General features: G+C 51.7%; 20 protein-coding genes. 7 read left to right on the forward strand and 13 right to left on the reverse strand.

What is annotated here, in order from left to right; genetic code table 11:
* The first annotated feature begins 18 nt into the window (after window positions 1–18).
* A complete protein-coding gene (gene recN, locus IPK30_03315) occupies window positions 19–1,686 on the forward strand; it encodes a DNA repair protein RecN (GenBank protein MBK8102326.1) in 1,668 nt (555 codons plus the stop codon).
* A 12-nt stretch (window positions 1,687–1,698) separates the two neighbouring features.
* Here the strand turns inward: recN and IPK30_03320 are convergent, their stop codons facing one another.
* The 4 genes from IPK30_03320 to yrfG are packed head-to-tail and all read right to left on the reverse strand — an operon-like array spanning window position 1,699 to window position 4,411.
* Window positions 1,699–2,340, reverse strand: coding sequence for an SGNH/GDSL hydrolase family protein (locus IPK30_03320; GenBank protein ID MBK8102327.1), 642 nt, complete (start codon window positions 2,338–2,340; stop codon window positions 1,699–1,701).
* Window positions 2,341–2,362: 22 nt separating this feature from the next.
* A complete protein-coding gene (gene hslO, locus IPK30_03325; GenBank protein ID MBK8102328.1) occupies window positions 2,363–3,232 on the reverse strand; it encodes an Hsp33 family molecular chaperone HslO in 870 nt (289 codons plus the stop codon).
* Complete coding sequence (locus tag IPK30_03330) at window positions 3,232–3,693, reverse strand: DUF4124 domain-containing protein (GenBank protein ID MBK8102329.1); 462 nt, start codon at window positions 3,691–3,693, stop codon at window positions 3,232–3,234. Before IPK30_03330 ends, hslO begins: the two co-directional genes overlap by 1 nt.
* Before the next feature lie 22 nt (window positions 3,694–3,715).
* Window positions 3,716–4,411, reverse strand: coding sequence for a GMP/IMP nucleotidase (gene yrfG / locus IPK30_03335; protein ID MBK8102330.1), 696 nt, complete (start codon window positions 4,409–4,411; stop codon window positions 3,716–3,718).
* A gap of 153 nt (window positions 4,412–4,564) precedes the next feature.
* Between yrfG and IPK30_03340 the strand changes: the two genes are divergently transcribed.
* From IPK30_03340 to radA, 4 genes are all read left to right on the forward strand, one after another.
* Entirely contained in the window at window positions 4,565–5,479 is a 915-nt protein-coding gene (locus IPK30_03340; GenBank protein ID MBK8102331.1) for an FHA domain-containing protein, read from the forward strand.
* A gap of 456 nt (window positions 5,480–5,935) precedes the next feature.
* On the forward strand, window positions 5,936–6,439 hold the full coding sequence (locus IPK30_03345) for an RNA pyrophosphohydrolase (GenBank protein MBK8102332.1): 504 nt from the start codon (window positions 5,936–5,938) through the stop codon (window positions 6,437–6,439).
* A gap of 12 nt (window positions 6,440–6,451) precedes the next feature.
* Window positions 6,452–8,746: a phosphoenolpyruvate--protein phosphotransferase gene (ptsP, locus tag IPK30_03350; protein MBK8102333.1), complete on the forward strand. Its 2,295-nt coding sequence runs from the start codon at window positions 6,452–6,454 to the stop codon at window positions 8,744–8,746.
* A gap of 435 nt (window positions 8,747–9,181) precedes the next feature.
* Window positions 9,182–10,552 carry a DNA repair protein RadA gene (gene radA / locus IPK30_03355; protein MBK8102334.1) on the forward strand — a complete coding sequence of 457 codons (1,371 nt, stop codon included), beginning with the start codon at window positions 9,182–9,184 and terminating at the stop codon, window positions 10,550–10,552.
* Between the two features lie 13 nt (window positions 10,553–10,565).
* Here the strand turns inward: radA and IPK30_03360 are convergent, their stop codons facing one another.
* Window positions 10,566–11,855: a DUF2029 domain-containing protein gene (locus IPK30_03360; GenBank protein MBK8102335.1), complete on the reverse strand. Its 1,290-nt coding sequence runs from the start codon at window positions 11,853–11,855 to the stop codon at window positions 10,566–10,568.
* A 22-nt stretch (window positions 11,856–11,877) separates the two neighbouring features.
* Window positions 11,878–13,440 carry a diguanylate cyclase gene (locus IPK30_03365; protein MBK8102336.1) on the reverse strand — a complete coding sequence of 521 codons (1,563 nt, stop codon included), beginning with the start codon at window positions 13,438–13,440 and terminating at the stop codon, window positions 11,878–11,880.
* A 139-nt stretch (window positions 13,441–13,579) separates the two neighbouring features.
* Here IPK30_03365 and apbC point away from each other — a divergent pair, with 139 nt between their 5' ends.
* Window positions 13,580–14,677: an iron-sulfur cluster carrier protein ApbC gene (gene apbC, locus IPK30_03370; GenBank protein MBK8102337.1), complete on the forward strand. Its 1,098-nt coding sequence runs from the start codon at window positions 13,580–13,582 to the stop codon at window positions 14,675–14,677.
* A gap of 51 nt (window positions 14,678–14,728) precedes the next feature.
* Complete coding sequence (ppa, locus tag IPK30_03375; GenBank protein MBK8102338.1) at window positions 14,729–15,265, forward strand: inorganic diphosphatase; 537 nt, start codon at window positions 14,729–14,731, stop codon at window positions 15,263–15,265.
* A gap of 67 nt (window positions 15,266–15,332) precedes the next feature.
* On the opposite strand, the gene IPK30_03380 is transcribed toward ppa, so the two are convergent.
* The 7 genes from IPK30_03380 to murC all read right to left on the reverse strand — a co-directional run bounded on the left by IPK30_03380 (window position 15,333) and on the right by murC (window position 23,602).
* The gene (locus IPK30_03380) at window positions 15,333–16,397 is read right to left on the reverse strand and encodes a fructose-bisphosphate aldolase class II (GenBank protein MBK8102339.1); all 1,065 of its coding nucleotides are present in this window, start codon (window positions 16,395–16,397) and stop codon (window positions 15,333–15,335) included.
* Between the two features lie 17 nt (window positions 16,398–16,414).
* On the reverse strand, window positions 16,415–17,668 hold the full coding sequence (locus tag IPK30_03385) for a phosphoglycerate kinase (protein ID MBK8102340.1): 1,254 nt from the start codon (window positions 17,666–17,668) through the stop codon (window positions 16,415–16,417).
* A gap of 108 nt (window positions 17,669–17,776) precedes the next feature.
* The gene (gene ftsZ / locus IPK30_03390) at window positions 17,777–19,027 is read right to left on the reverse strand and encodes a cell division protein FtsZ (GenBank protein MBK8102341.1); all 1,251 of its coding nucleotides are present in this window, start codon (window positions 19,025–19,027) and stop codon (window positions 17,777–17,779) included.
* Window positions 19,028–19,083: 56 nt separating this feature from the next.
* Window positions 19,084–20,310 (reverse strand): cell division protein FtsA, encoded by a 1,227-nt coding sequence (ftsA, locus tag IPK30_03395; protein ID MBK8102342.1) that lies wholly within the window; start codon window positions 20,308–20,310, stop codon window positions 19,084–19,086.
* A complete protein-coding gene (locus tag IPK30_03400) occupies window positions 20,307–21,251 on the reverse strand; it encodes a cell division protein FtsQ/DivIB (GenBank protein ID MBK8102343.1) in 945 nt (314 codons plus the stop codon). The genes ftsA and IPK30_03400 overlap by 4 nt, the downstream gene beginning before the upstream one ends.
* Entirely contained in the window at window positions 21,187–22,176 is a 990-nt protein-coding gene (locus IPK30_03405; protein MBK8102344.1) for a D-alanine--D-alanine ligase, read from the reverse strand. Before IPK30_03405 ends, IPK30_03400 begins: the two co-directional genes overlap by 65 nt.
* Entirely contained in the window at window positions 22,169–23,602 is a 1,434-nt protein-coding gene (gene murC, locus IPK30_03410; GenBank protein ID MBK8102345.1) for a UDP-N-acetylmuramate--L-alanine ligase, read from the reverse strand. The genes IPK30_03405 and murC overlap by 8 nt, the downstream gene beginning before the upstream one ends.

Consider the following 23,602-nt stretch of genomic DNA (forward strand, 5'->3'; position numbering starts at 1 on the left):
CATTTCGGAAGCTGCACCGTGCTGCTGCAACTGACCATCAAGGATTACGCCGTGGCGCGCGCGCTGGATGTCGAGTGGTGCGCCGGCATGACGGCGATCACCGGCGAAACTGGCGCGGGCAAGTCGATTTTGCTGGATGCCTTGGGGCTGGCGCTGGGCGATCGCGCCGACACGGAGGCGATTGCCAGCGATGCCGAGCGCGCTGACATAGCCGCACTGTTTGATTTGCAGCACATCCCCGAAGCGCGCGATTGGCTGGATGCACAGGGCTTTCCGCAACATGAACAGCAATGCCTGTTGCGGCGCGTATTGCTGCGCGAAGGGCGCGCGCGCGCGTGGATCAACGGCCAGCCCGCTACCTTGGCGCAACTGCGCGAACTGGGCGACATGTTGATCGACATCCACAGCCAACACGAACACCAATCGCTGCTGAAAAAAGAAACGCATCTGCGCCTGCTGGACGCTTTCGGTCAGCACCAAACTGCGCTGGACACCGTGCGCGCCACGCACCGCCAGTGGCGTGAAATCCGTCAGAAAATTGAACAACTGCAAGGCGCCAACCAAGACAGCGGCGCGCGTTTGCAACTGCTGGAATATCAAGTGGACGAATTGGATCGCGTTGCGCCGCAGCCCGATGAATTGCTCACCTTGGAAGCCGAGCAAAAACAACTGGCCAATGCCGGTGAACTCATCACGCACTGCGAGCAACTGTTGCAACTGTGCAGCGAAGGTGATGCGCACAATGTGCAGCAATCGCTGAGCCATGCGCAACAACTGTTAGCGCGCTCACCATTAAGTGCAGCGCTGCCTGCTGTGATGGAGATGTTAAACAGCGCCTTGATTCAAATTGAAGAAGCCGCGCAAGACCTCGCGCGCTACCGCGATCATGTCAGCATCAACCCTGAGCGTTTGCATGAAGTAGAACAGCGCTTAAACACGCTGTACGAATTGGCGCGCAAACACCGCGTGCAAGCGCGTGAGCTGCCTGCCCTGCACGAACAACTGCACGCAGAACTGCTGTTGCTGCGCGACAGCGACGGCGCGATTGCTCGCCTACAACAACAGCAAACCGCCATAGAAACGGAGTTTCACAAACACGCCAGCACACTCAGCAAACAGCGCAAAAAAACTGCTGAAAAACTGGCGCGCGAAGTCAATACACAACTGGCGCAACTCAAAATGGCGCATTGCCGGTTTGAAGTAGCGCTCATGCCATTGGCAGACAACACGCCGCACGCCCACGGCAGCGAGCAAGTGGAGTTTTTAATTAGCACGCAGCCCGATACACCGGCGCGCGGTTTAGCACGCGTGGCATCTGGCGGTGAGTTGTCGCGCATCTCGCTGGCGATACAAGTGGTCACCGCCAGCACTTCGCGCACGCCCACACTGGTGTTTGATGAAGTGGATGTCGGTATCGGCGGTGCCACAGCGGTGGTGGTTGGTCAGTTATTGCGGCAACTCGGTGAACGCGGGCAAGTGCTGTGCATTACGCATCAGGCGCAAGTCGCCGCACAAGCGCATCAACATTTACAAGTTTCCAAACAACTAAAAGATAAACGCATGGAAACTGCGTTATCGACACTCAAAGACGCACAGCGCGTGGATGAAATTGCGCGCATGATCGGCGGCGAAAAAATTACCAAGCAATCGCGCGCGCATGCGCAGGAAATTTTGTCAGCTCACTAACGCGACAAGGTATTAAATTGCCGCACCCACCGCCCGCATAAACGCCAGTGCCAATGCCATGTGGCCCGTTTGACTGGGATGGATGCGATCCCAGCACAGGGTCATCGGGTGCATGTGTTCTAACAAGCCATCCATGACCGCTTGTGTATCCACAAATACCGCGCTGTGTTTTTCCGCCAGTTTGCGCACCACGCTGCCGTAAGCATCCATCGCTTCGCGCATCGCATCGTTACGGTTCGGTTCAATAAAAAACGGCGTCATCAAAACCAAGCCCTGCAAGTTGGGCTTCACGCTGCGTATCAGAGCATCCAATTCGCGTTCGTATTCATCAATCGGCACGTGCAATTCCGTGCGCAGCGGTGAATCAAATTGTCGCCACACATCATTCACGCCGATCAAAATAGACAACCAGTGCGGCTCCAATTCCAACACATCTTGCCGCCAGCGCGCTTTCAAATCGCGCACCGTGTTGCCGCTCACACCCACATTCAGCACGCGAATACCGTGCGCCGGATACAACGCGCCGAGCAGCGCGTTGATATGACTAACATAGCCATTGCCCAACTCATGCGCTTCACCCACGGGTCGCCCGCGACCGCAATCGGTCAGCGATGCACCAATCATCAACAAACGACTACCCGCTTCGATCAACATACGCTTTACCTCTCAATAAAGTTCAGTGCAATGTGGGTGAAATTTCCCCTAAGATTTTGTCAATATCGCGCTCGGAATACTGATAAATTTTTCCACAAAAATGACAGTCAACTTTTACCACGGGCGTTTCTTGAAATAACTGCAATAAATCTTCGCGCCCCAGTGTAGCCAGCGCAGCAGCCGAGCGCTGAGTATTGCATGAACACTGGAATTGCACCGGCTCTGCATCAAACACACGCACGGTTTCTTGGTGATACAAACGGTGCAGTAATTGCTCGCACGACAGCGACAACAATTCCTCATTACTGATCGTGCTAGCCAAGGCATGCACATGCTGCCAACCCTTGAGATCATCTTGCGCACCCGGCATGGCTTGCAGCAATAAACCCGCCGCCGTTTCACCATCTGATGCCAACCACAGCGCTGTCTCTAATTGCTCAGACTGCTGAAAATAAGCGGCTAAACAATCCTGCAAGCGCGCACCTTGCAGCGGCACGATGCCCTGATAACTTTCACCCACATCTGGCAACAAAGTCACCGCAAGATAGCCGTCACCCAATAACTCACGCAGAGCCAATGTATTTTCTGCGCGATCATCCAATTCGATCACACCGCGCACACCGGCGTTCTGCGAGCTTTCTGCCACCAACAAACGCAATGCCCCGTCACCTCGCGCTTGAATCGCTAAGCGCCCTTGCAATTTGATATTGGCACTGAGCAGAGCAGCGGCAGCCACACTTTCCCCCAACAAAATTTTTCCCGCCGGTGATGCACTGATGAACGCCGGCATTGCCTGCACGCTGTGCTGCAAATACACCCACGCACCGCGCACAGGTGCATCCTCAAACAAGAAACGCACGCGTGCGTCTTGTTGTTTATCGTTATGACTCATTACATCTCCAACGGATAGATAGTTTGACAACTCGAACGCATATATTCTCTGCGCCACTCCTCTAACTTCTTACCACGATCCCTTTCCAATACAATTTCTTCATTACCGTTTTCATCCAGAAAAATTCCGCGATCCCCACGCGCAATCGCCGCAATATCTTTTTCCCACTTTTTGCAGCGCTCACCTATTGCATTTTCTAGCTCTTTCTTTTTCTTGGCCTCTAAGTCTTTTTCATCCTGTGTTTTTTCTGTACTGACCACGACTGAAGACACTGCAGTATTGCTGCTGCCATGATCGATATTGACCTTATTTAATTTATCATCTATTGCTTCCACTTTTTTTTCAGCGGGTGCGCGATCACCAAAATGCACTTTGCCGTTTTCATCCACCCATTTATACACTTCAGCTTGTGCAGACACTCCAACAAGCAACAGCATGCTGAGCAAAAACATTTTTCTCATGGAAATCTCCGTTTTACAACAATCACTGCACGGGCAACACTTGATCGAAGTCTACTACCGCAGGAAAGCCGGTAACAGCGCGCGGTGGCGACTGGCTGTCCGGCTGCAAAATACACAGCAAATGACGGATACCGTATGCTTGCGCTGCTTGCAACACAGACACCGTGTCATCCACAAACAAAGTACGCGTTGCATCAAAAGGATAGCGTTGTTGCAACGCCTGCCAAAACGCGGGCGACTCTTTCGCGGCACCTAAATCATGCGAGCTAATAATGTGATCCAACCAAGGATGCAGAGACACTTGTTCCATTTTTAATTGAATGCTGTCTGCGTGTGCATTGGTTACCAACCATATCGATTTTCCCGCCGCCACCAGCGCGTCCAAAAATGCCACGCTATGGGGTCGCCAGCCAACCAAATGACGCACTTCGCGCTTTAGCGCAACAATATCCAACTGCAATTCGCGCTGCCAAAAATCCAAGCAATACCAGTTCAGCTTGCCGTGCTCCTCAGCAAAGCGCGCCGCCAAACGCGTGCGCGCCGCCGCCTCGCTCATGCCGCGCGCCTCGGCATAACGGCGCGGCAAATGCGTCTGCCAAAAATGATTGTCGAAGTGCAGATCGAGCAGCGTGCCGTCCATATCCAGCAGCACCGAATCGATCTCCTGCCAAGGCATCGCCAACACGGCGCGCCTATTGGGCTTCACATTTGCTGTCATCGTTTCACTCTGAGACTTGTTTCACATTAAAACGCTCCTGCAGGATACAACCAGCCTACCGCGCTTTACCGTTAGGGCGTTATAATCGACCGCCCGTTCAGGCAGGTACTGCCTTTACTGTTCTATTTGATCTCACGGATGCCACTGCAGTCGATGTATCAGCTTCGCTTCAAGGATACCAACCGCCCGCTCTTTCCCATCACCGCCAATGTTTGCACATTGGGGAGAGGTCAGGGCAATACTGTTGTGCTGGACACCAGCACAGTGGATGAGTCGCACGCGCGCATTGTGCAGCACGACGGCAAACTATTTCTGCAAGACAACAAAAGCCAGCGCGGCTGCTTCGTCAACGGTAAAAAGGTCAAGTACAAAGACCTGCGCCACGGCGACATGATCAGCATTGGCAATGTACATTTTGAAATTGTCGAATCCGAAGATACGGATCTGACCTCTACTCGCGTATCTACACCCAACAATGCACCAGCCGCACGCTCCGCCGTGCATACCGCCGCTACTTGGCGTTTGATCTCCGATAGCAGCTGGCTCTCTGGCAAAGTATTCGAACTGCAGCACGACACTACCCTGCTGGGACGCGGCAAAGATTGTGATATCACGATCCCTGGCAACCATCTTTCACGCAGACACGCACAGATTTTGCGCCATAGCGACTATCTCACCGTCATGGATTTGGATTCTTCCAACGGCAGCTATATCAACGAAGTGCGCATCAACGGCGAACAAGTGGTGCGCCCAGGCGATCGACTGCGCTTCGATGTCTATAGTTTTCGCGTACAAGGCCCAGCTAGCAACGGCTCTGCTGAGGTGGAAACACCTATGCTCAGCAACGGTAAAAAAGTGATCGATCTGCACAGCACCTTGCAAAGTATTGAAGCGCTAAAAACGCAAGAATACCAACCGAAAGAATGGGTCACCAAACCCACTTCGCACGGCAACCGCTACCACGAAGTACCCGTTCGCAAGGCGCATCACAGTTCACTGCTCTGGGTTTCTGTACTGCTAGGCGCGGGCGTCCTCGGCGTCCTCGGCTACATTGTTTTTAATATCTAAAGCAAAACGCACGCAATAAAAAAGCCGGAACGATTTCTCATTCCGGCTTTGTGTTCAGACTTTCATCTGCCCTTCCCGTTACCGATCCTTGGCAGTGTCTCTGTACTATTACTGCTGTTGTTCTATTGTTATTGTTCTTCAGCTTTTCTTCTTGTTATCGGCATGTGGCGTTCGTTGTTTTTGTTACCGCTGCCGCTTCTTATTGTAATTTTTTGTTCTTGTGCTTTTGTTATCGCAAACTGCGTGCCAACTTTTTACATGCTTTAAAATCAATCAATTACCTGTTTTCGCTTGTGTAAACTGCTGCGGAGTAACACTTTTTGTTACCGCATATGACGCACAGTGTTACCTGTTCACCCACTTGATCGGCTAACTCGCACAAATATTCGTTTTACCGCATAAGTTGCTTTGTCCCGTCCGTATTCTGTGGAACAATGCTGGAAATAGGAGGTATTTGTGGTAGACGCGGAAGGTTTTCGTCCCAATGTCGGCATCATGCTGGCCAACGCACAAGGGGAGCTGCTGTGGGCTCGCCGTGTTGGCGGTATGGACGCATGGCAGTTTCCGCAGGGCGGCATTCAAGCGCAGGAAGATCCTGAAGCAGCGCTGTTTCGCGAGTTGCGCGAAGAAGTGGGGCTCATGCCCAGCGATGTGCGCATCATGGGCTGCACGCGCGGCTGGCTGCGTTACCGTCTCCCACCCCGCCTGATCCGCAGACACCAGAATCCGCTGTGCATCGGTCAAAAACAGAAGTGGTTTTTCCTGCAAATGCTCGGCGAAGAATCCAGCATCCACTTTGATAACAGCGACGAACCGCCTGAGTTTGACCAGTGGCGCTGGGTGAGCTACTGGCACCCACTGACGCAAGTGGTGTCCTTCAAGCGGGAAGTTTATCGCAGCGCGCTCAAGGAACTAGCTCCGTATCATTTGACGCTATCCAACCGTCTATCCCATGCCTAAGGATAGATACCGATGCTCAATGCCCTGAGAAAACTGGTACAGGAGGTCAACGCAGCCACTCACTTAGAAGAGGCATTGTTGCTAATTGTGCGCCGCGTACGCACGGAAATGGCCACGCAGGTCTGTTCAATTTATCTGCTCGATACCGACAGCCAACGCTACATTCTGATGGCCACCGAGGGCTTGAACCAAGACGCTATCGGCAAAGTCAGCCTAGCGGTTGGCGAAGGCTTGGTCGGCTTAGTGGCCAAACGCGAAGAACCCATCAACCTCGATGACGCCGAATCACACCCTCAATACCGCTATTTTCCTGAAACAGGTGAAGAGCGCTACCGCTCCTTCCTCGGCACACCCATCATCCACCACGGCAAAGTAACGGGCGTGTTGGTTGTACAACAAAGCGAAGAGCGCCATTTTGACGAATCAGAGGAATCTTTCCTCGTCACCCTCTCCGCGCAATTGGCAGCGATCATCGCGCACGCCGAGGCAACACGCTCGCTCGATCCACCCAGTCGCCTGCACGGTTACAAATCGCCAGAAGCTAACTTTAAAGGGATATCCGCGGTACAAGGTGTAGCGCTGGGTGAAGTGGTGGTTATGTACCCACCTGCCGATCTCAATGGTATCCCTATTGAAAAAACGGATGACATTGAAGCGGAGTTAGCACTGCTCAACGCCGCGCTGCAACGCGTACGCCAAGATATGCAGCAACTGTCGGAACAGCTGCAATCCCGCTTGCGCGAAGAAGAGCATGCCCTGTTTGCTGTCTACCTCGGCATGCTGACCGACAGCGCCCTGGGCGGCGAAATCAGTGCGCTTATTCATACAGAAGCACTGCAAGCGCGATCGGCATTGGCTAGTGTCATCCGCTCACACATACGCACCTTTGAAGACATGGAAGATACTTATTTGCGCGAGCGTGCCGCCGATGTGCGCGACTTAGGCTTGCGTGTATTGGCAGCCATGAACCTGCAAAATCAAGACACGAAGCGCACCGCATACCCTGCGCAAACCATTTTGGTTGCTGAAGAAATCAATGCCTCCATGTTGGGCGAGGTGCCAGAAGGTCAACTGGCGGGCTTGATCTCCGTGCGCGGCTCCAGCGCCTCGCATGCAGCCATCCTCGCGCGCGCCATGGGTATTCCCACTGTGGTCGGGGTTACTAACCTACCTTTCCAGCAGCTGAATGGCCGCCACATTGTGCTCGACGGCTATCGCGGCAAGGTATACACCAACCCATCAAAATTACTGCGCCGCCAATTTGAAGAGATTTGGCGCGAAGAACAGCAGTTGTCTCGCGACTACCACCTCCTGACACCACTGCCTTGCGAAACCCAAGATGGGCAACACTTACCACTGTGGGCAAATACTGGCTTGATGACAGATGTGGTGCGTTCGCTAGATCGCGGCGCAGAAGGCGTAGGTCTCTATCGCACTGAAGTCGCTTTTCTGTTGCGCGACCGCTTCCCCAGCGAAGAGGAACAACGCAGTTTGTACCGTGAGCAATTGAGCGCTTTTGCACCGAACCCTGTCACCATGCGCACGCTAGATATCGGTGGCGATAAATCCCTGCCCTACTTCCCCATTCGTGAAGACAACCCATTTCTTGGTTGGCGCGGCATTCGTGTATCGCTAGATCACCCTGAAATTTTCTTAGTGCAAGTGCGCGCCATGCTGAAAGCTAGCGAAGGCATCAACAATTTGCGCATCCTGCTGCCAATGATCACCAGCACAGCAGAATTAGATCAAGCTTTGCAGTTGATTCATCGTGCGCGACAAGAATTACTTGAAGAAGAGCATGACATTCATACACCACAAATCGGCGCAATGATCGAAGTACCAGCCGCACTTTATCAAGTACGCGAACTGGCACGGCGCACGGATTTTCTCTCGGTCGGCACCAATGATTTAACACAATATCTGCTGGCAGTTGATCGCAACAATGCGCGCGTGGCTGGGCTTTACAGCCATTTACATCCTGCTGTTCTACAAGCGCTGGCGCATATCGCCAACGAAGCGCACGCCGAAGGAAAAGCCGTCAGTGTCTGCGGTGAAATGGCGGGGGATCCCTGTGCTGCTGTCTTGTTGATGGCGATGGGCTACGATGCTTTGTCGATGAACGCCAACAATTTGCCGAAAATAAAATCTGTCATTCGCAATTTACACATGACCGATGCAAAAAAACTATTGTCAGAAGTCTTGGCTATGAATGATGTGCGCACGATCAGTAAACACGCCAATGGCACGCTGGCGCAATGGGGTGTCAACAAACGCCTTTTGCACAATGAAACTGAAGAAGAGAACTAACACTACTCTGCCAGTATTGACTCGAACAGAATATGTAGAAAAAATAAACCCCGCAGCGCGTCCAGCGTTGCGGGGTTCTGGGTCCATCTGTTAGATGTCTTCCTTGTGCTCTCAAATAAGTACCTGCCGCTAGCAGGTCGCATCCTTGAGCGCCCTTCGAGATCAGTCCAATGCTCCATGCTCCTTGACTGATCTTTACCTTTCGCCGTTTTACCGGCTGTCCGTTCGATTAGCACCTCCGTGTGTGCTGTCGTCCGTGTGTTGCCATTGTTGCCAAAACCACTCTGTGCGCATAGTCGCCAATGTCTCCAATTCATGTACGCCATTTCTTACAAAGCGCGACACACAGTCTCGAAAAAGCCGTACTGCAAACAGTGTGGACACAGCGGTGTACCATGTGCGCCTCACTGACTATCAACATTTTCACACGCTCCCATGACAAAAAATAAAACTGCTTTTGTTTGCAATGACTGTGGCGCCGACTACAACAAATGGGCTGGGCAATGCACCGCTTGTGGCGGCTGGAATACGCTGTCTGAGGTGCGACTCGGCAGCAGCAAAAAAAACAGTGCTCCTGCGCGCCGCGACGGTTTTGCCGGCAGTGCAGGCAGCGGCATACAAACACTGGATCAAATCGCGCTGCAAGAGCAAGCACGCCTACAAACCGGCAGTGCCGAGTTGGATCGCGTGCTCGGCGGCGGCTTGGTGGCAGGCTCTGCCGTACTCATAGGCGGCAACCCAGGTGCAGGTAAAAGCACTTTACTGCTACAGCTGTTGTGCCAACTTGCCGCCACACAAACCTGTTTGTATGTCACGGGTGAAGAATCACTGCAACAAGTTGCTATGCGCGCGCGGCGTTTGGGGCTGCCTGTCGATAAATTGCACACGCTGTCGGAAACCAGCATTGAGTCGCTGCTGTCTGCTGCGGAATCGCTGTCTCCCGCCGTGATGGTGGTGGACTCCATCCAAGTGATGCACTGGCCGGAATTGGCCTCCGCGCCCGGCTCTGTCAGCCAAGTGCGTGAATGCGCAGCACTGCTGACGCGCTTTGCCAAACAAACCGGCACGGTGCTGATTTTGGTGGGGCATGTCACCAAAGACGGCTCCCTCGCCGGCCCCAAAGTGCTGGAGCACATGATCGACGCCTCTATCATGCTGGATAGCACCGATGATTCCCGCTACCGCACTCTGCGCAGCCACAAAAACCGTTTTGGCGCGGTGAATGAACTCGGCGTGTTCGCCATGACTGAACAAGGCTTGCGCGAAGTGAATAATCCTTCGGCAATTTTTTTATCGCGCAGCGATGAGGTCAGTAGCGGCTCGGTGGTGATGGTGGTGTGGGAAGGCACGCGCCCGCTGTTGGTAGAAATTCAAGCATTGGTCGACAGCAATGCCTACGGCAACCCGCGCCGCGTCGCCGTCGGGCTGGATCAAAATCGTTTGGCAATGTTGCTCGCTGTTCTACACCGCCACGGCGAATTGATGCTGGGCGATCAAGATGTGTTTGTGAATGTGGTAGGCGGCGTGAAAGTGAATGAAACCAGCGCGGATCTTGCGTCGTTATTGGCAATGGTTTCCAGCTTTCGCAATCGCCCGCTGCCGCGCGATCTCGTGGTGTTTGGTGAAGTGGGTTTATCGGGAGAAATTCGCCCTGTACCCAGCGGTCAAGAACGGATAAAGGAAGCGGCCAAACACGGTTTTCGCAAAGCCATTGTTCCTGCTGCTAACGCGCCGCGCGAAAAAATTGAGGGCATGGAAGTGATCGGCGTAAAAAAACTAGTGGAAGCGCTAGCGGCTACAGAGTAAGCGAAAATTCAGCTTAATAGTTGTACTGCTTCCCAAGAAAAATCTGCCACCGAATAAAAAAAGGCAGCCCAAAAAGAATGACATTAGGCAACCCTCTCAGCACTATATACATCATGCGCACAGAACTATCCATGTCGATAAAATACTGAATATCATTATCAATTGACATGACTACCGTAATAGACAAAGAAATTATCGAATAGGTGAATAAAGATAGCAGCCCCCATTCCACCCGGTCTTGCTTCGCCAAAAATATAGCGACAACAACAGCAGGAACCAATAGGTGTATCTGATAATTCCACCACGAATTTGGCATACACAAAACCAGCAATGCAACAATTACAGCGTAATCAATAGCTGCAACCATATTTTTTTTCTTAGTGACTAGCGGCCTCACACTGGATGGGTAGAGCGACAAAAACAACAGCGAGAGAAAAATGATGGTGCCGGCGCGCTTTGCACTCTCGGGTGACAGAAGATCAAAATACAATGCATAACTAGGGAGCGATGTGTTTTCATAAAAAAACAGATAGGGCAACTCTTTAAGCTGCTGGGGAAGCGCCACCAAAAAATATGTTACATTTTCCTTCACACCCATAACAAAAATAGAAAACAACAAACAAACAAAACTAGCACACACCGCACCCCAAACAGACTTCCATCTACGCGTTAACAAAAAATAGCATAGGAAAACTCCAGGGTAGATTTTCAACATAGCCCCAAACCCAATACAGGAACCAGCCAGAAAATCACGACCTCTTGAAAGGCAAGCCAAAGAAAGGCAAACAATCAATAGAAGACATGGCTCAAGTAAAAGGAGCATCAAATTATTTTCCATCGTAGGAACCATCATAGCTACGACAAAAAAAACAGCAAAAAGAAAGGCCAAAGAATGTCTTGCAAAGGCACCAAGCCAGCAACAAAAAACAGCTCCTAGAAAACATGCGGCATGAGCAAATGACAAAAAGTTAAATATTACCTCTCTAGAAAATCCAAGTTTTATTACAAAAACTAAAAGAGAAGGTGACAGCGGCGGATGCGGATATCCAACAGGGACAGAAGGTTTATAAAGGGAGGGATCCTGACTGTATAAAACACCTGTTTTTATAAACTCGTTAGCGAAATCAAATATGAATGGGAAATCCCAAATTCCAAAACTATCGTGCCGCAAGTAAATTCTTACAATTACACTAACGATCGCAATAAAAGCTAACAAATATAAGAGTGGGAAAGCTATGCGCTCAGTATTACTACGCGTAGGCGCTTTCGCTTTTGAGGACACCTCCCCTTTCGTCGCTAACACTATGTAAGCACCTTACACTGAGTTACAACAAAGAAGACTTTGTGCGATACAAAGACACGCAGTTACGGCCGCGCTCTTTACTTTCATACAAAGCTTGATCAGCCATTTCAATCAAGTCACCGTAATGCAGTGCATCTTCCGGCACTACACACGCAACGCCGACACTGATCGTCACCACACCAAAGTTCGCATTAGCTGCGTGCTCGATACCCAACTCCTGTACAGACAGCCTGCATTTTTCTGCCACTTCACGCGCGGCCTCCAAAGTGGTTTCCGGCAAAATAACAGCGAACTCTTCACCACCATAACGCGCCACAACATCACCGGGGCGATGTACGCTTTTTTGTAAGGCTTGCGCCACATCATGCAAACAACGATCACCACGCACATGACCATAGACATCATTGTATTTTTTAAAGTTGTCGACATCGCACAAAATGATAGTAAGCGGACGGAAAAACCGCTGCGCGCGCGGCCACTCTTTATGCACAACCTCAAAGAAACGGCGGCGGTTGGGGATGCGTGTTAAACCATCCATCAACGCCGCATCTTGCAGCTCGTTATCCATACGACGCAGCACACGCAAATACGCCTCGATCATCAGAGAAAACAACAAAATGCCGACACCCAACATATATGGGAACAAAGTGCGCTGACTACTGAAATAAGTTTTAGATGGCGTGCCAACCAAAAACCACTGTAAGTCTGCGATGGGAGACAACTGCTTCGAATACACGAAGCGCTCGTCATCAATGAGGTCTGAACCAACATGCTCAGATACGCGAATGGATGCACCGCTCACCTGACCGGAATTGTCATCCAAGGCAATATCGTTGGCTTCATTCCAGTTCCACGCATTTTCTAAGACATCGTTGAAAATAGTGTCAATATCGTAAAGACCAACAACAAAACCTTTGATCGCTTTCTGACGATCTTCTTCACTCTCTGCATTTTGTGAGTACAAAGGTAGCGAAATAAAATAAATATATTTTTGCTTGCCATCCTCCGTAATTTTTAACGGTGTCGAAGCAATTGCCTGATCATTCGATGTCGCCGTCTCCAACGCTGTGCGCGTTACAATCGTGGATGCCAAATCATAACCAACCGGCAACTCTTTACTGTTTTCCGGCTCCGACATCATGATGGGGTAATATTCATCGCTAACCGGAGACAGTGAGTAGTGACCACTGCCTTCTTGCGATTCCGCCACATCTGTGATGCCTTGAATAGCAAATTTCTTTTTTAATTCCGCCTCAAATGCGGGGCGATTTTCATTCGATACGCGCGGCACCCACTTCATGCCGAATACACCGTCGTTGTATTCGCGTGCGTTGCGGCTAAATGTAGAAAAACCTCGCTGCTCGACTTGGGGAAACGCTTCATGAAAGCTGCGAAACGAATTCAGAACCGCAATGTTTCTACCTAGCTCCAATTCCAATGAGCTGGCTAACGCATCCACCTGCGAAGTGAATTCTTGAAAAATTTGCTGGCGTTCGTGTTTATAAGACACCACAAACGATGTCACTGCCAGAGAAACACCCAGCAGCAAATTCAGCATTCGTATGTAGGTAAAGTGACTCAACATTTACGCATCTTCCGTGCCTAGCTCCCCACCCAAGAACAACCACCCCCAACTATTATTGTTTCTCTGCCTGTTGGAGCAAATGGTAGAATTGAGCTCGTAAGTTTTGTCGATAGTAACAACCTCTTTGAGCAATAGCCACATGGCCGCCTTGATCCCCCAAATTGAAACTGCCTTGCAACATTGGACAGCCCCTTACCTACAAACCGACTTGGTCACAGCCGGTTGTCTGCGCCGCATCCGAGTCGATCAGAATGTCGCTTCCATTGAAATAGAGTTTGGCTTCCCAATTTCCGCGCAGCAACGCGACAACATTGATACTGACTTGCAACAACACATCAAACAAGCGCTGCCTGAGTTGTCTCACATTGCGCTGGATATTCGCTGGCGCGTCGCCAATCACGAAAGCCACAGCAAAGCGGCGCCCATGCGCAGAGTCAGCAATTTAATCGCCGTTGCCTCCGGTAAAGGCGGCGTGGGCAAATCCACCACGGCGGTCAATTTGGCTTTGGCTCTCACTGCTGAAGGCGCGCGCGTCGGTTTATTGGACGCAGATATCTATGGCCCCAGCATTCCCGTGATGATGGGTATTGCGCCCGATGCCCGCCCCGACACCCGCGATCAAAAATACTTCGTGCCTATGCAGGCGCACGGCGTGCAGCTGATGTCGATGGGCGTGTTAGTGACCGAGCAAACGCCCATGGTGTGGCGCGGCCCTATGGCCAGCGGCGCGCTGCAACAACTGCTCAACCAAACCCTGTGGGATGAGTTGGATTATTTGTTGATCGACATGCCGCCGGGTACGGGCGACATTCAGCTGACGCTGTCGCAATCTGCGCCGCTGACCGCCGCCGTGGTGGTGACCACGCCGCAAGACATTGCTCTGCTGGATGCGCGCAAAGGCATCGAAGCCTTCCGCAAAATTCACACGCCCGTACTCGGCATCATTGAAAATATGAGCATGCATACTTGCAGCCAATGCGGTCACACCGAGCATATTTTTGGTGCCGGTGGCGGCGAACGCATCGCCGAGGAGTATCAAGTGCCCCTGCTAGGCTCTCTACCTCTGGATCGCCATATCCGCGAGCAAGCGGGCAGCGGCACGCCCACTGTAGCGGCAGAGCCAGCTGGCAAGCTGGCAAGCTACTACCGCGAGATTGCACTGAACATGGCGGCACAGTTGTCGCGACTGCCAGTGAGCAACAGCATCCCTGGCGTGGTGCAAGTGAAAAACGAGTGAGCCACTGCTACAATTCCGCCGCTTTTTTACCCACCCGCACGAGACAACATCATGAGCTATAACGACCTGCCTCCTGGCAAAGAACTCCCGCACGATATTTATGTGGCTATCGAAATTCCGGCCAACCACGCGCCGATCAAATACGAAATCGACAAAGACAGCGATTGCTTGATGGTTGATCGCTTCATGGCTACGCCGATGTTTTATCCCACCAACTACGGTTACATCCCAGGCACACTGTCAGAAGACGGCGATGCATTGGATGTGTTGGTTGTTACGCCATACCCTGTAACACCAGGTTCCGTTATCCGCGCGCGCCCCATCGGCATACTGAACATGTCAGATGAAGCGGGCAAAGATGCCAAGCTGCTCGCCGTACCGCACAAAAAATTGTCGGCGCTGTACGACAATGTGAAAGAAATTTCTGATTTGCCACAACTGTTAATCAAACAGATCGAACACTTTTTTGAGAACTACAAAGATCTGGAGCCTGGCAAATGGGTGAAAGTGGATGGCTGGCAAGATGCCAAAGCGGCCGAGGCGGAAATCCTCAAAGCGCGCGAGGCCTACCTGAAAGAAAACGCGTAATTTTCTTTTTCAACAAGCATAAAAAAAGGCCGCATCATCAGCGGCCTTTTTTTATTGCAGGAAAAAATCACTTCACCTGTTGGCTGAGTTCGCCTTTGGCGTAGCGATCTGTCATCACTTCCAGTGAAAGCGGTTTGATTTTGCTCGCCTGACCGGCGGTGCCAAACGCTTCGTAGCGTTGAATACACACATCGCGCATTGCGCCCACGGTTTCTTTCAAATATTTGCGTGGATCAAACTCGGCAGGATTTTTCGCCATGAAACGGCGAATCGCGCCCGTGGACGCCAAGCGCAAATCGGTATCGATATTTACTTTGCGCACGCCGTGTTTAATCGCTTCTACAATTTGTTCCACCGGCACACCGTAAGTTTCTTTGATGTCGCCGCCGTATTCATTGATGATCGCCAGCCAATCTTGCGGCACAGATGAAGAACCGTGCATCACCAAATGCGTGTTGGGAATGCGCGCATGAATTGCTTTGACTTGTTCTATCGCCAAAATATCGCCCGTGGGTGGACGCGTAAATTTGTAAGCGCCGTGCGAAGTGCCGATCGCAATCGCCAGCGCATCCACACCAGTGTCGCGCACAAAATTGGCGGCTTCTTCTGGATCTGTTAACAGCTGTGAATGATCGAGTACACCTTCTGCACCGTGGCCATCTTCTTCGCCCATCATGCCGGTTTCTAAAGAACCGAGGCAGCCGATTTCACCTTCCACCGACACGCCGCAAGCGTGCGCAAAATCCACCACAGTTTTGGTGACACGCGCGTTGTAGTCGTAATCCATCGGCGTTTTGCCGTCTTCGCCCAGTGAGCCATCCATCATCACCGAAGAAAAGCCGAGTTGGATGGAGCGTTGGCACACAGCCGGGCTCACGCCGTGATCTTGGTGCATCACCACAGGAATATGCGGAAACTCCTCCACCGCCGCTAAAATTAAATGGCGCAGAAACGGCGCACCGGCGTATTTGCGCGCACCGGCCGAGGCCTGCACGATCACGGGTGAATCGGTTTTATCTGCCGCTTCCATGATGGCGCGCATCTGCTCCAAGTTATTCACATTGAAAGCAGGCACGCCGTAGTTGTATTCCGCAGCGTGATCGAGCAATTGACGCAAACTTACCAAGGCCATAAAAAATCTCCGTTAATTTAGTGTTGTCCGCGTTCGCGCAAAATCGCAACAGCAGGCAATTCTTTTCCCTCCACGAACTCAAGGAAAGCGCCGCCGCCGGTAGAAATATAAGAAATGTTTTCTGCGACACCGTATTTATCAATGGCCGCCAAAGTATCGCCGCCGCCCGCAATAGAAAATGCGCTGCTGCTAGCAATTGCGCGCGACATCACTTCCGTGCCTTTGCCGTAGGCATCGACTTCAAACACACCGACTGGACCATTCCACAACACGGTTTTAGCGGCGCTTAACATCTCCGCAAATTGCTGTGCTGTTTGGGGGCCGATATCGAGAATCATGTCGTTGTCGCTAATATCTGCTACCGTTTTTACCATGGGTTTGCTGTTGGCGACGAACGCCATAAAGTCATCACCCGTTTGTGAGGCATCGGTGACAACCACATCCACCGGCAGCGGCACTTTCACTTTTGCCGCAATATTTTTTGCTGTTTCAATTAAATCGTGCTCGCACAATGATTTGCCCACTTTGTAACCAGCCGCCGCCAAAAAGGTATTGGCAATGCCACCGCCGACGATCAACTGATCACAAATAGTAGATAAGGAATTCAACACATCCAATTTGGTTGACACTTTAGAGCCCGCAACAATGGCCACCATGGGGCGCGCGGGATTGCCCAACGCTTTACCCAAAGCATCTAACTCAGCGGCCAACAAAGGACCCGCACAGGCAACCGTGGCAAATTTGGCAACGCCGTGCGTAGAACCTTCGGCGCGGTGCGCGGTGCCAAACGCATCCATCACAAACACATCACACAGGGCTGCGTATTTTTGTGCCAATTCGTCGCTATTTTTCTTTTCACCTTTGTTAAAGCGTACATTTTCAAACAACACCACTTCACCGGCATTGATGGCGACACCATCCAAATAATTACTCAGCAATTTTACTTCGCAATCCAGTGCCTTGCTGAGGTAGTCCGCTACGGGCCGCATGGAATTTTCCGCAGAAAACTCACCTTCTGTTGGGCGACCGAGGTGTGAACACACCATCACTGCCGCGCCTTTTTGCAGCGCCAAACGAATCGTCGGCAGCGCCGCGACGAGGCGTGCATCGGAAGTGATTTTGCCGTTTTTTACCGGCACATTGAGATCTTCGCGAATTAATACGCGCTTACCGGCGAGATCTAACTCAGCCATGGTGATAACGGATGGAGATTTAGAGGCATTGGCCGACACGAACAGGACTCCCGTTGTAGTTGGTCTAAGGATTGACATTGAGCGGAGCATTATAGCCAGTGGCTGCGAGCCACCCAACAAACACAAAAAACCCTTTCTGGCGGGGGTGCCAGAAAGGGTTCAAAGCCTTACACAAAGTGATGCAAATTAATCCGCTTGACGGCGGATAAACGCAGGCACATCGAAATACTCTTGCTGATCAGCAGAAACAGCCGGCGAAGCATACTCCGCCTCGCTGCGCATGGCGGCTGAAGCGCGCGGCGAATAACCGCTGTCCAAACCACCACTTGCGTAGGACGGACTATAGCTATCGCGCTGCTGTTGACGGCGCATCACGGCTGGGCGATCCAGCTCGTCATAGTTAGGCACTGCACCCGCACTCACTGCGCGAGACTGGCCCACTGTGTTATCCACGACTTTCGTTGGTTTTTCAGCGGCAGGCTTGTGACCCAAACCGGTGGCGACCACGGTCACGCGCAACTCATCGCTCATGTCTGGGTCGATTACCGTACCCACCACGATGGTGGCGTTCTCCGAAGCAAACTCGTGAATGGCTGCACCCACTTCTTCAAACTCGGCCAAACCGAGATCGTAGCCAGCGGTGACATTGACCAAAATACCGCGTGCGCCTTGCAGATCGACATTTTCCAGCAGCGGACAGCGGATGGCCGCTTCGGCAGCTGCGCGCGCACGGCCTTCGCCAGACGCCTTGCCTGTACCCATCATCGCCACGCCCATTTCTGACATTACGGTGCGCACATCGGCGAAATCAACATTGATCAAGCCTTCTTTCAAAATCAATTCAGAAATGCCCTGCACCGCGCCCAACAACACATCGTTTGCCGCTTTAAACGCGCTCAACATGGTGACGTTTTTATCTAGGGCGGGCAGCAATTTTTCATTGGGCACAGTGATTAATGAATCAACATACTCGGACAATTCCGCCAAGCCCTGCTGTGCCACCGCCATGCGTTTTTTGCCTTCGAATGGAAACGGTTTAGTGACGACCGCTACCGTCAAGATGCCCATGTCGCGCGCGACTTGCGCCACGATCGGCGCGGCACCTGTACCTGTACCACCACCCATACCGGCGGTGATGAACACCATATCGGCACCGCGCAACACTTCAGCAATGCGCTCTTTGTCTTCCAGCGCCGCTTGGCGACCGACATCAGGGTTAGCACCTGCACCCAAACCCTTGGTCACACCGCCACCAATTTTGAGCACGGTACTGTCTTTCATTTTGTTCAGCGCCTGTGCATCGGTGTTGGCACAAATAAACTCCACATCGCTGACATTATTCTCCACCATGTGAAGAACGGCGTTGCCGCCACCGCCACCGACACCAATCACTTTGATGACTGCGTTTTGTGCTAGGTTTTCGACTAATTCAAACATGGTTTTCCCCCACCTTGTTTTTGTTAAACAGCTGTATGTGAAACTTCCTTAAATGGTTAGAAATTTTTATTGATCCAACGCTTTATTTTTTCGAGCACCCCCGTGCTCTCTATTTCCCCATCCGCGCTCGGTTTGCCTTCTTTCAGTTGCTTGATTCCGTAAAGCAGCAACCCAACCCCCGTGGCATGGATAGGATTTTTCACGATATCCAATCCCTTGATATTTGCTGGCGCCCCCACGCGTACCGGCATGTGAAAAATTTCTTCCGCTAACTCCACTGCCCCTTCAATTTTTGCAGTGCCGCCCGTCAATACTATCCCTGCGCCGATGAACCCTTCTAAGCCACTGCGACACAGTTCTGCGCGAATCAGCGTAAACAGTTCATCGTACCGTGGTTCTACCACTTCTGCTAGTGTTTGACGCGATAATTCACGAGTATTTCTTTCACCAACACTGGGAACATTTATCAATTCATTTGCGCGCGTCAGTTGTGTCAATGCGCATGCATATTTGACTTTGATTTCTTCCGCCGATTGCGTCGAAGTGCGCAACGCCATCGCGATGTCATTCGTTACTTGATCACCCGCAATGGGAATCACCGCCGTGTGTTTAATCGATCCCTCCGTGAATACGGCAATATCGGTTGTGCCACCACCGATATCCACCAAACACACGCCCAATTCCTTTTCATCTTCAGTGAGCACGGAATAACTGGATGCCAATTGCTCCAGTACGATGTCTTCCACTTCTAAACCGCAGCGGCGGATACACTTCTCCACATTCTGCGCCGCATTCACTGCACAAGTTACCAAGTGCACTTTAGCTTCCAAACGCACACCCGACATGCCAATCGGCTCGCGCACACCTTCTTGGCTATCGATGATGTATTCCTGCGGCAGAATGTGCAGCACTTTTTGATCGGCGGGAATTGCCACCGCTTGCGCCGCCTCAATCACGCGCTCTACATCTGCCTGCTGCACTTCGCGATCACGAATTCCCACCACACCGTGCGAGTTCAAACTGCGAATGTGGCTACCGGCAATGCCTGCGTAGACTGAATGAATCTGAAAACCCGCCATCAACTCCGCTTCTTCCACTGCACGCTGAATCGACTGCACCGTGGATTCAATATCCACCACTACACCTTTGCGCAAACCGGTCGATTTATGGCTACCGATGCCAACAATTTCCAGCTGCCCATCGGCGTTTACTTCGCCCACCAAGGCCACCACCTTAGAGGTGCCAATATCCAGTGCAACCACGCGATTTTGATCGCCATTCATGTTTTCTCTCCTGCATTTTTTTTGTTTGTGTCTTCTGGGCTAATAGCCACCTGCTGCCAACGAATGGCCGCACCGTGGCGATAGCGCATATCAATCACTTCAGCTTGTCGCTGCGAAGGCAAAACCACCTGCTGATAGATGCCAACGAAATAGCGAATACTGCTGGCAGGGTCAGAGCGCCCAAGTATCACGCGCATGCCGTTATCCAACTTCAACTGCCAATCGCCCTGCAAATTCTGGCTAATTCCCTGCAGGCGCAAATTGACTACCTGCAATTGATGCTCAAAAACTTGGTAGTAATTCATGGTTTCTGCAGGAATGGCAATCTCACTCCACAACTGCGGCAACGCTTGGTTTTGATACAGCCCTTGGTGTTCAAAAATTCGTCCTTTGGCATTCACCATCCAATGTTTGCCCCAATAGGCGATTGGCTTTTGCTCCACCAAGTCAACCACGACCGTATCTGGCCACTCACGCCGCGCTCTGGCGCGAGAAATCCACGGCTGCTCTTCCAAATCGTGCACCAATTTATTGAGATCAATACTTAAAAAAGTATCGGCCTCATAAATAGCGATTGCATTTTTGATCGTTTTTTTATCCAGCGCCTGCCACTCACCTTGCACCACAACGCGCGCTATAGGTTTGTTGAATGTCGCCTGCAACCAAGGCAACGCAAAATAGCCACCCGCAATCAAAGCACAGACAAAAACTGTTTGGATCAGCAGCAAACCCATGCCGTAGGCGACACTTTTTCCAGGTAGCGTCCTATCCAAGCCTGTTTGATCAAAGCCTGTGCGTTCAAAACTTGTTCGTTCAAACGCCGTCGCGCCCAACTCCGTTGTTGTGCGTGCAAAGTTTGATGTGCTCAATGTTCGCTCAGCCGCCATCGACAACACCTTGCGCACTTGTTTCTTGTATTTTTCTTTCAGACAGCGTGCCATCGAGCAGCGCCAACACCAGCGCCTCAAACGACAAGCCTGCCGCCTTGGCCGCCATTGGCACCAAGCTGTGATCAGTCATGCCAGGCACAGTGTTCACTTCCAACAAATGGAAATTTTCTTGTGCGTCTTGCATCACATCCACACGCCCCCAGCCTGTACAGCCCACGGCAGAAAATGCCGCTTCCGCCAGCTGTTGCAGTGCGCGTTCTTTTTCAACCGACAGGCCGCAAGGACACAAATAGCGCGTGCTGTTGCTCAAATATTTCGCATCAAAATCATAAAACGCATGATCAGTTTCTAAGCGAATCGCCGGTAGCGCTTTGCCATTCAAAATCGCCACGGTGAACTCTGCGCCTGTCACCCACGCTTCAGCCAATACCGCGCCAGCAAACGCTTTTGCATACGCAAAAGCTTCTTTCAATTCTTGCGCATTGGTCACGCGGCGCATGCCGATACTGGAACCTTCACACGCAGGCTTCACAATCGCGCAACCGCCGAGCGCTGTCATACACGCATCCCAATCGGTAGCTTCGTGCAACAAAGCGTATGCAGGTGTAGGTAACTCTTGTGCTTGCCACACCATTTTCGTGCGCCACTTATCCATCCCCAGCGCGGAAGCCAACACACCGCTGCCAGTGTAGGGAATGCTCGCCATATCCAATACAGCTTGCATAGTGCCATCTTCACCGCCCACGCCGTGCAAGGCGATAAAAACACGATCCCACTGCTGGCGCTTTCCTGTTTGTTGTGCCGTCAACACCGATAAAAAATCCGAGCCAACATCAATCAATTCAACTGACACACCACTGCGCATTAAAGCATCCGCAACAGCCTGACCACTTTTCAGTGAAATTTTTCGCTCCGACGATAAACCACCATACAACACGGCAACATGACCATATTTTTGTTGCTGCGCGTTACTCATGTTCGCCACCGCTTTTTGCAAAAAACTCCGCCAAAATACCCGCCAGCGCACCAACATTGCCTGCACCTTGCGTCACTACAATATCGCCCGCTTGCAGCAGTGGTGCCAAGATTTCTGGCACCGCATCAATAGATTCCACAAACACCGGATCAATATGTCCGCGTTGACGAATACTGCGCGCGAGTGCGCGGCTATCCGCGCCCGCAATAAATGCTTCACCTGCTGAGTAAACATCTAACAACAACAACACATCGACTTTGGATAACACCTGCACAAAATCGTCATACAAATCACGCGTGCGCGTGTAGCGATGCGGTTGATACACCATCACCAAGCGACGCTCCGGCCAACCTTTGCGCACCGCTTGAATAACCGATTCCACTTCACGCGGGTGATGGCCGTAATCATCTACCAACATAGCCGTGCCGTTATTTACCGGATACTCACCGTAAACTTGGAAACGCCGCCCAACACCCTGGAATTTTTCCAGCGCGCGCACTATCACCTCGTCGGCGATACCTTCATCGGTTGCAACCGCAATCGCGGCGGCTGCATTTTGCACATTGTGTATACCGGGCAAATTGATCACAGCTGTTATCGGCGGATGCTCAGGGCGCAACACGGTAAAACGACTTTGCATTTTTTCCTGCACTACATCCACAATGCGAAAATCTGCTGCTTCACTCATGCCATAGGTCAACATGGGGCGGCCAACTTCCGGCAGGATTTCGCACAGCGGTTTGTCGTCTACGCACACAACCGCCACACCATAAAACGGTAAATTATGTAAAAACTGCACATAGGTTTGTTGCAGTTTTTTGAAATCGCCGCCATATGTTTCCATGTGATCCGCATCGATATTAGTCACTACCGATACCATAGGCTGCAAATGCAAAAACGAAGCATCACTTTCATCCGCTTCCGCCACCAAATAGCGACTGGCACCCAAGCGCGCATTGCTGCCCGAGCTGTTGAGCAAACCACCAATCACATAAGTGGGATCGCGCCCCGCCTCAGCCAAAACGGATGCAATCAAACTGGTCGTCGTTGTTTTTCCATGCGCCCCAGCCACAGCAATGCCGTGACGATAGCGCATAATTTCTGCCAACATTTCTGCGCGACGCACCACAGGAATGCGGCGCTCACGCGCCGACACCAATTCAGGATTTTTTGGATCAATCGCCGTGGACACCACCACCACATCCACCGCAGCCACATTGTCTGCCGAATGACCAATGACCACTTCTGCGCCTAAACCACGCAAACGAGACACCACGGCTCCTTCACGCAAATCTGAACCAGAAATCATGTAACCCTGATTGAGCAGCACTTCCGCAATGCCGCACATGCCTGCACCGCCAATGCCAATAAAATGGATGCGACGAATGCGACGCATATCAGGAATAAAAAAATTCGTTTCTTTCAT

The organism is Cellvibrionales bacterium (genome assembly GCA_016713115.1).
Taxonomy (GTDB): domain Bacteria; phylum Pseudomonadota; class Gammaproteobacteria; order Pseudomonadales; family UBA7239; genus UBA7239.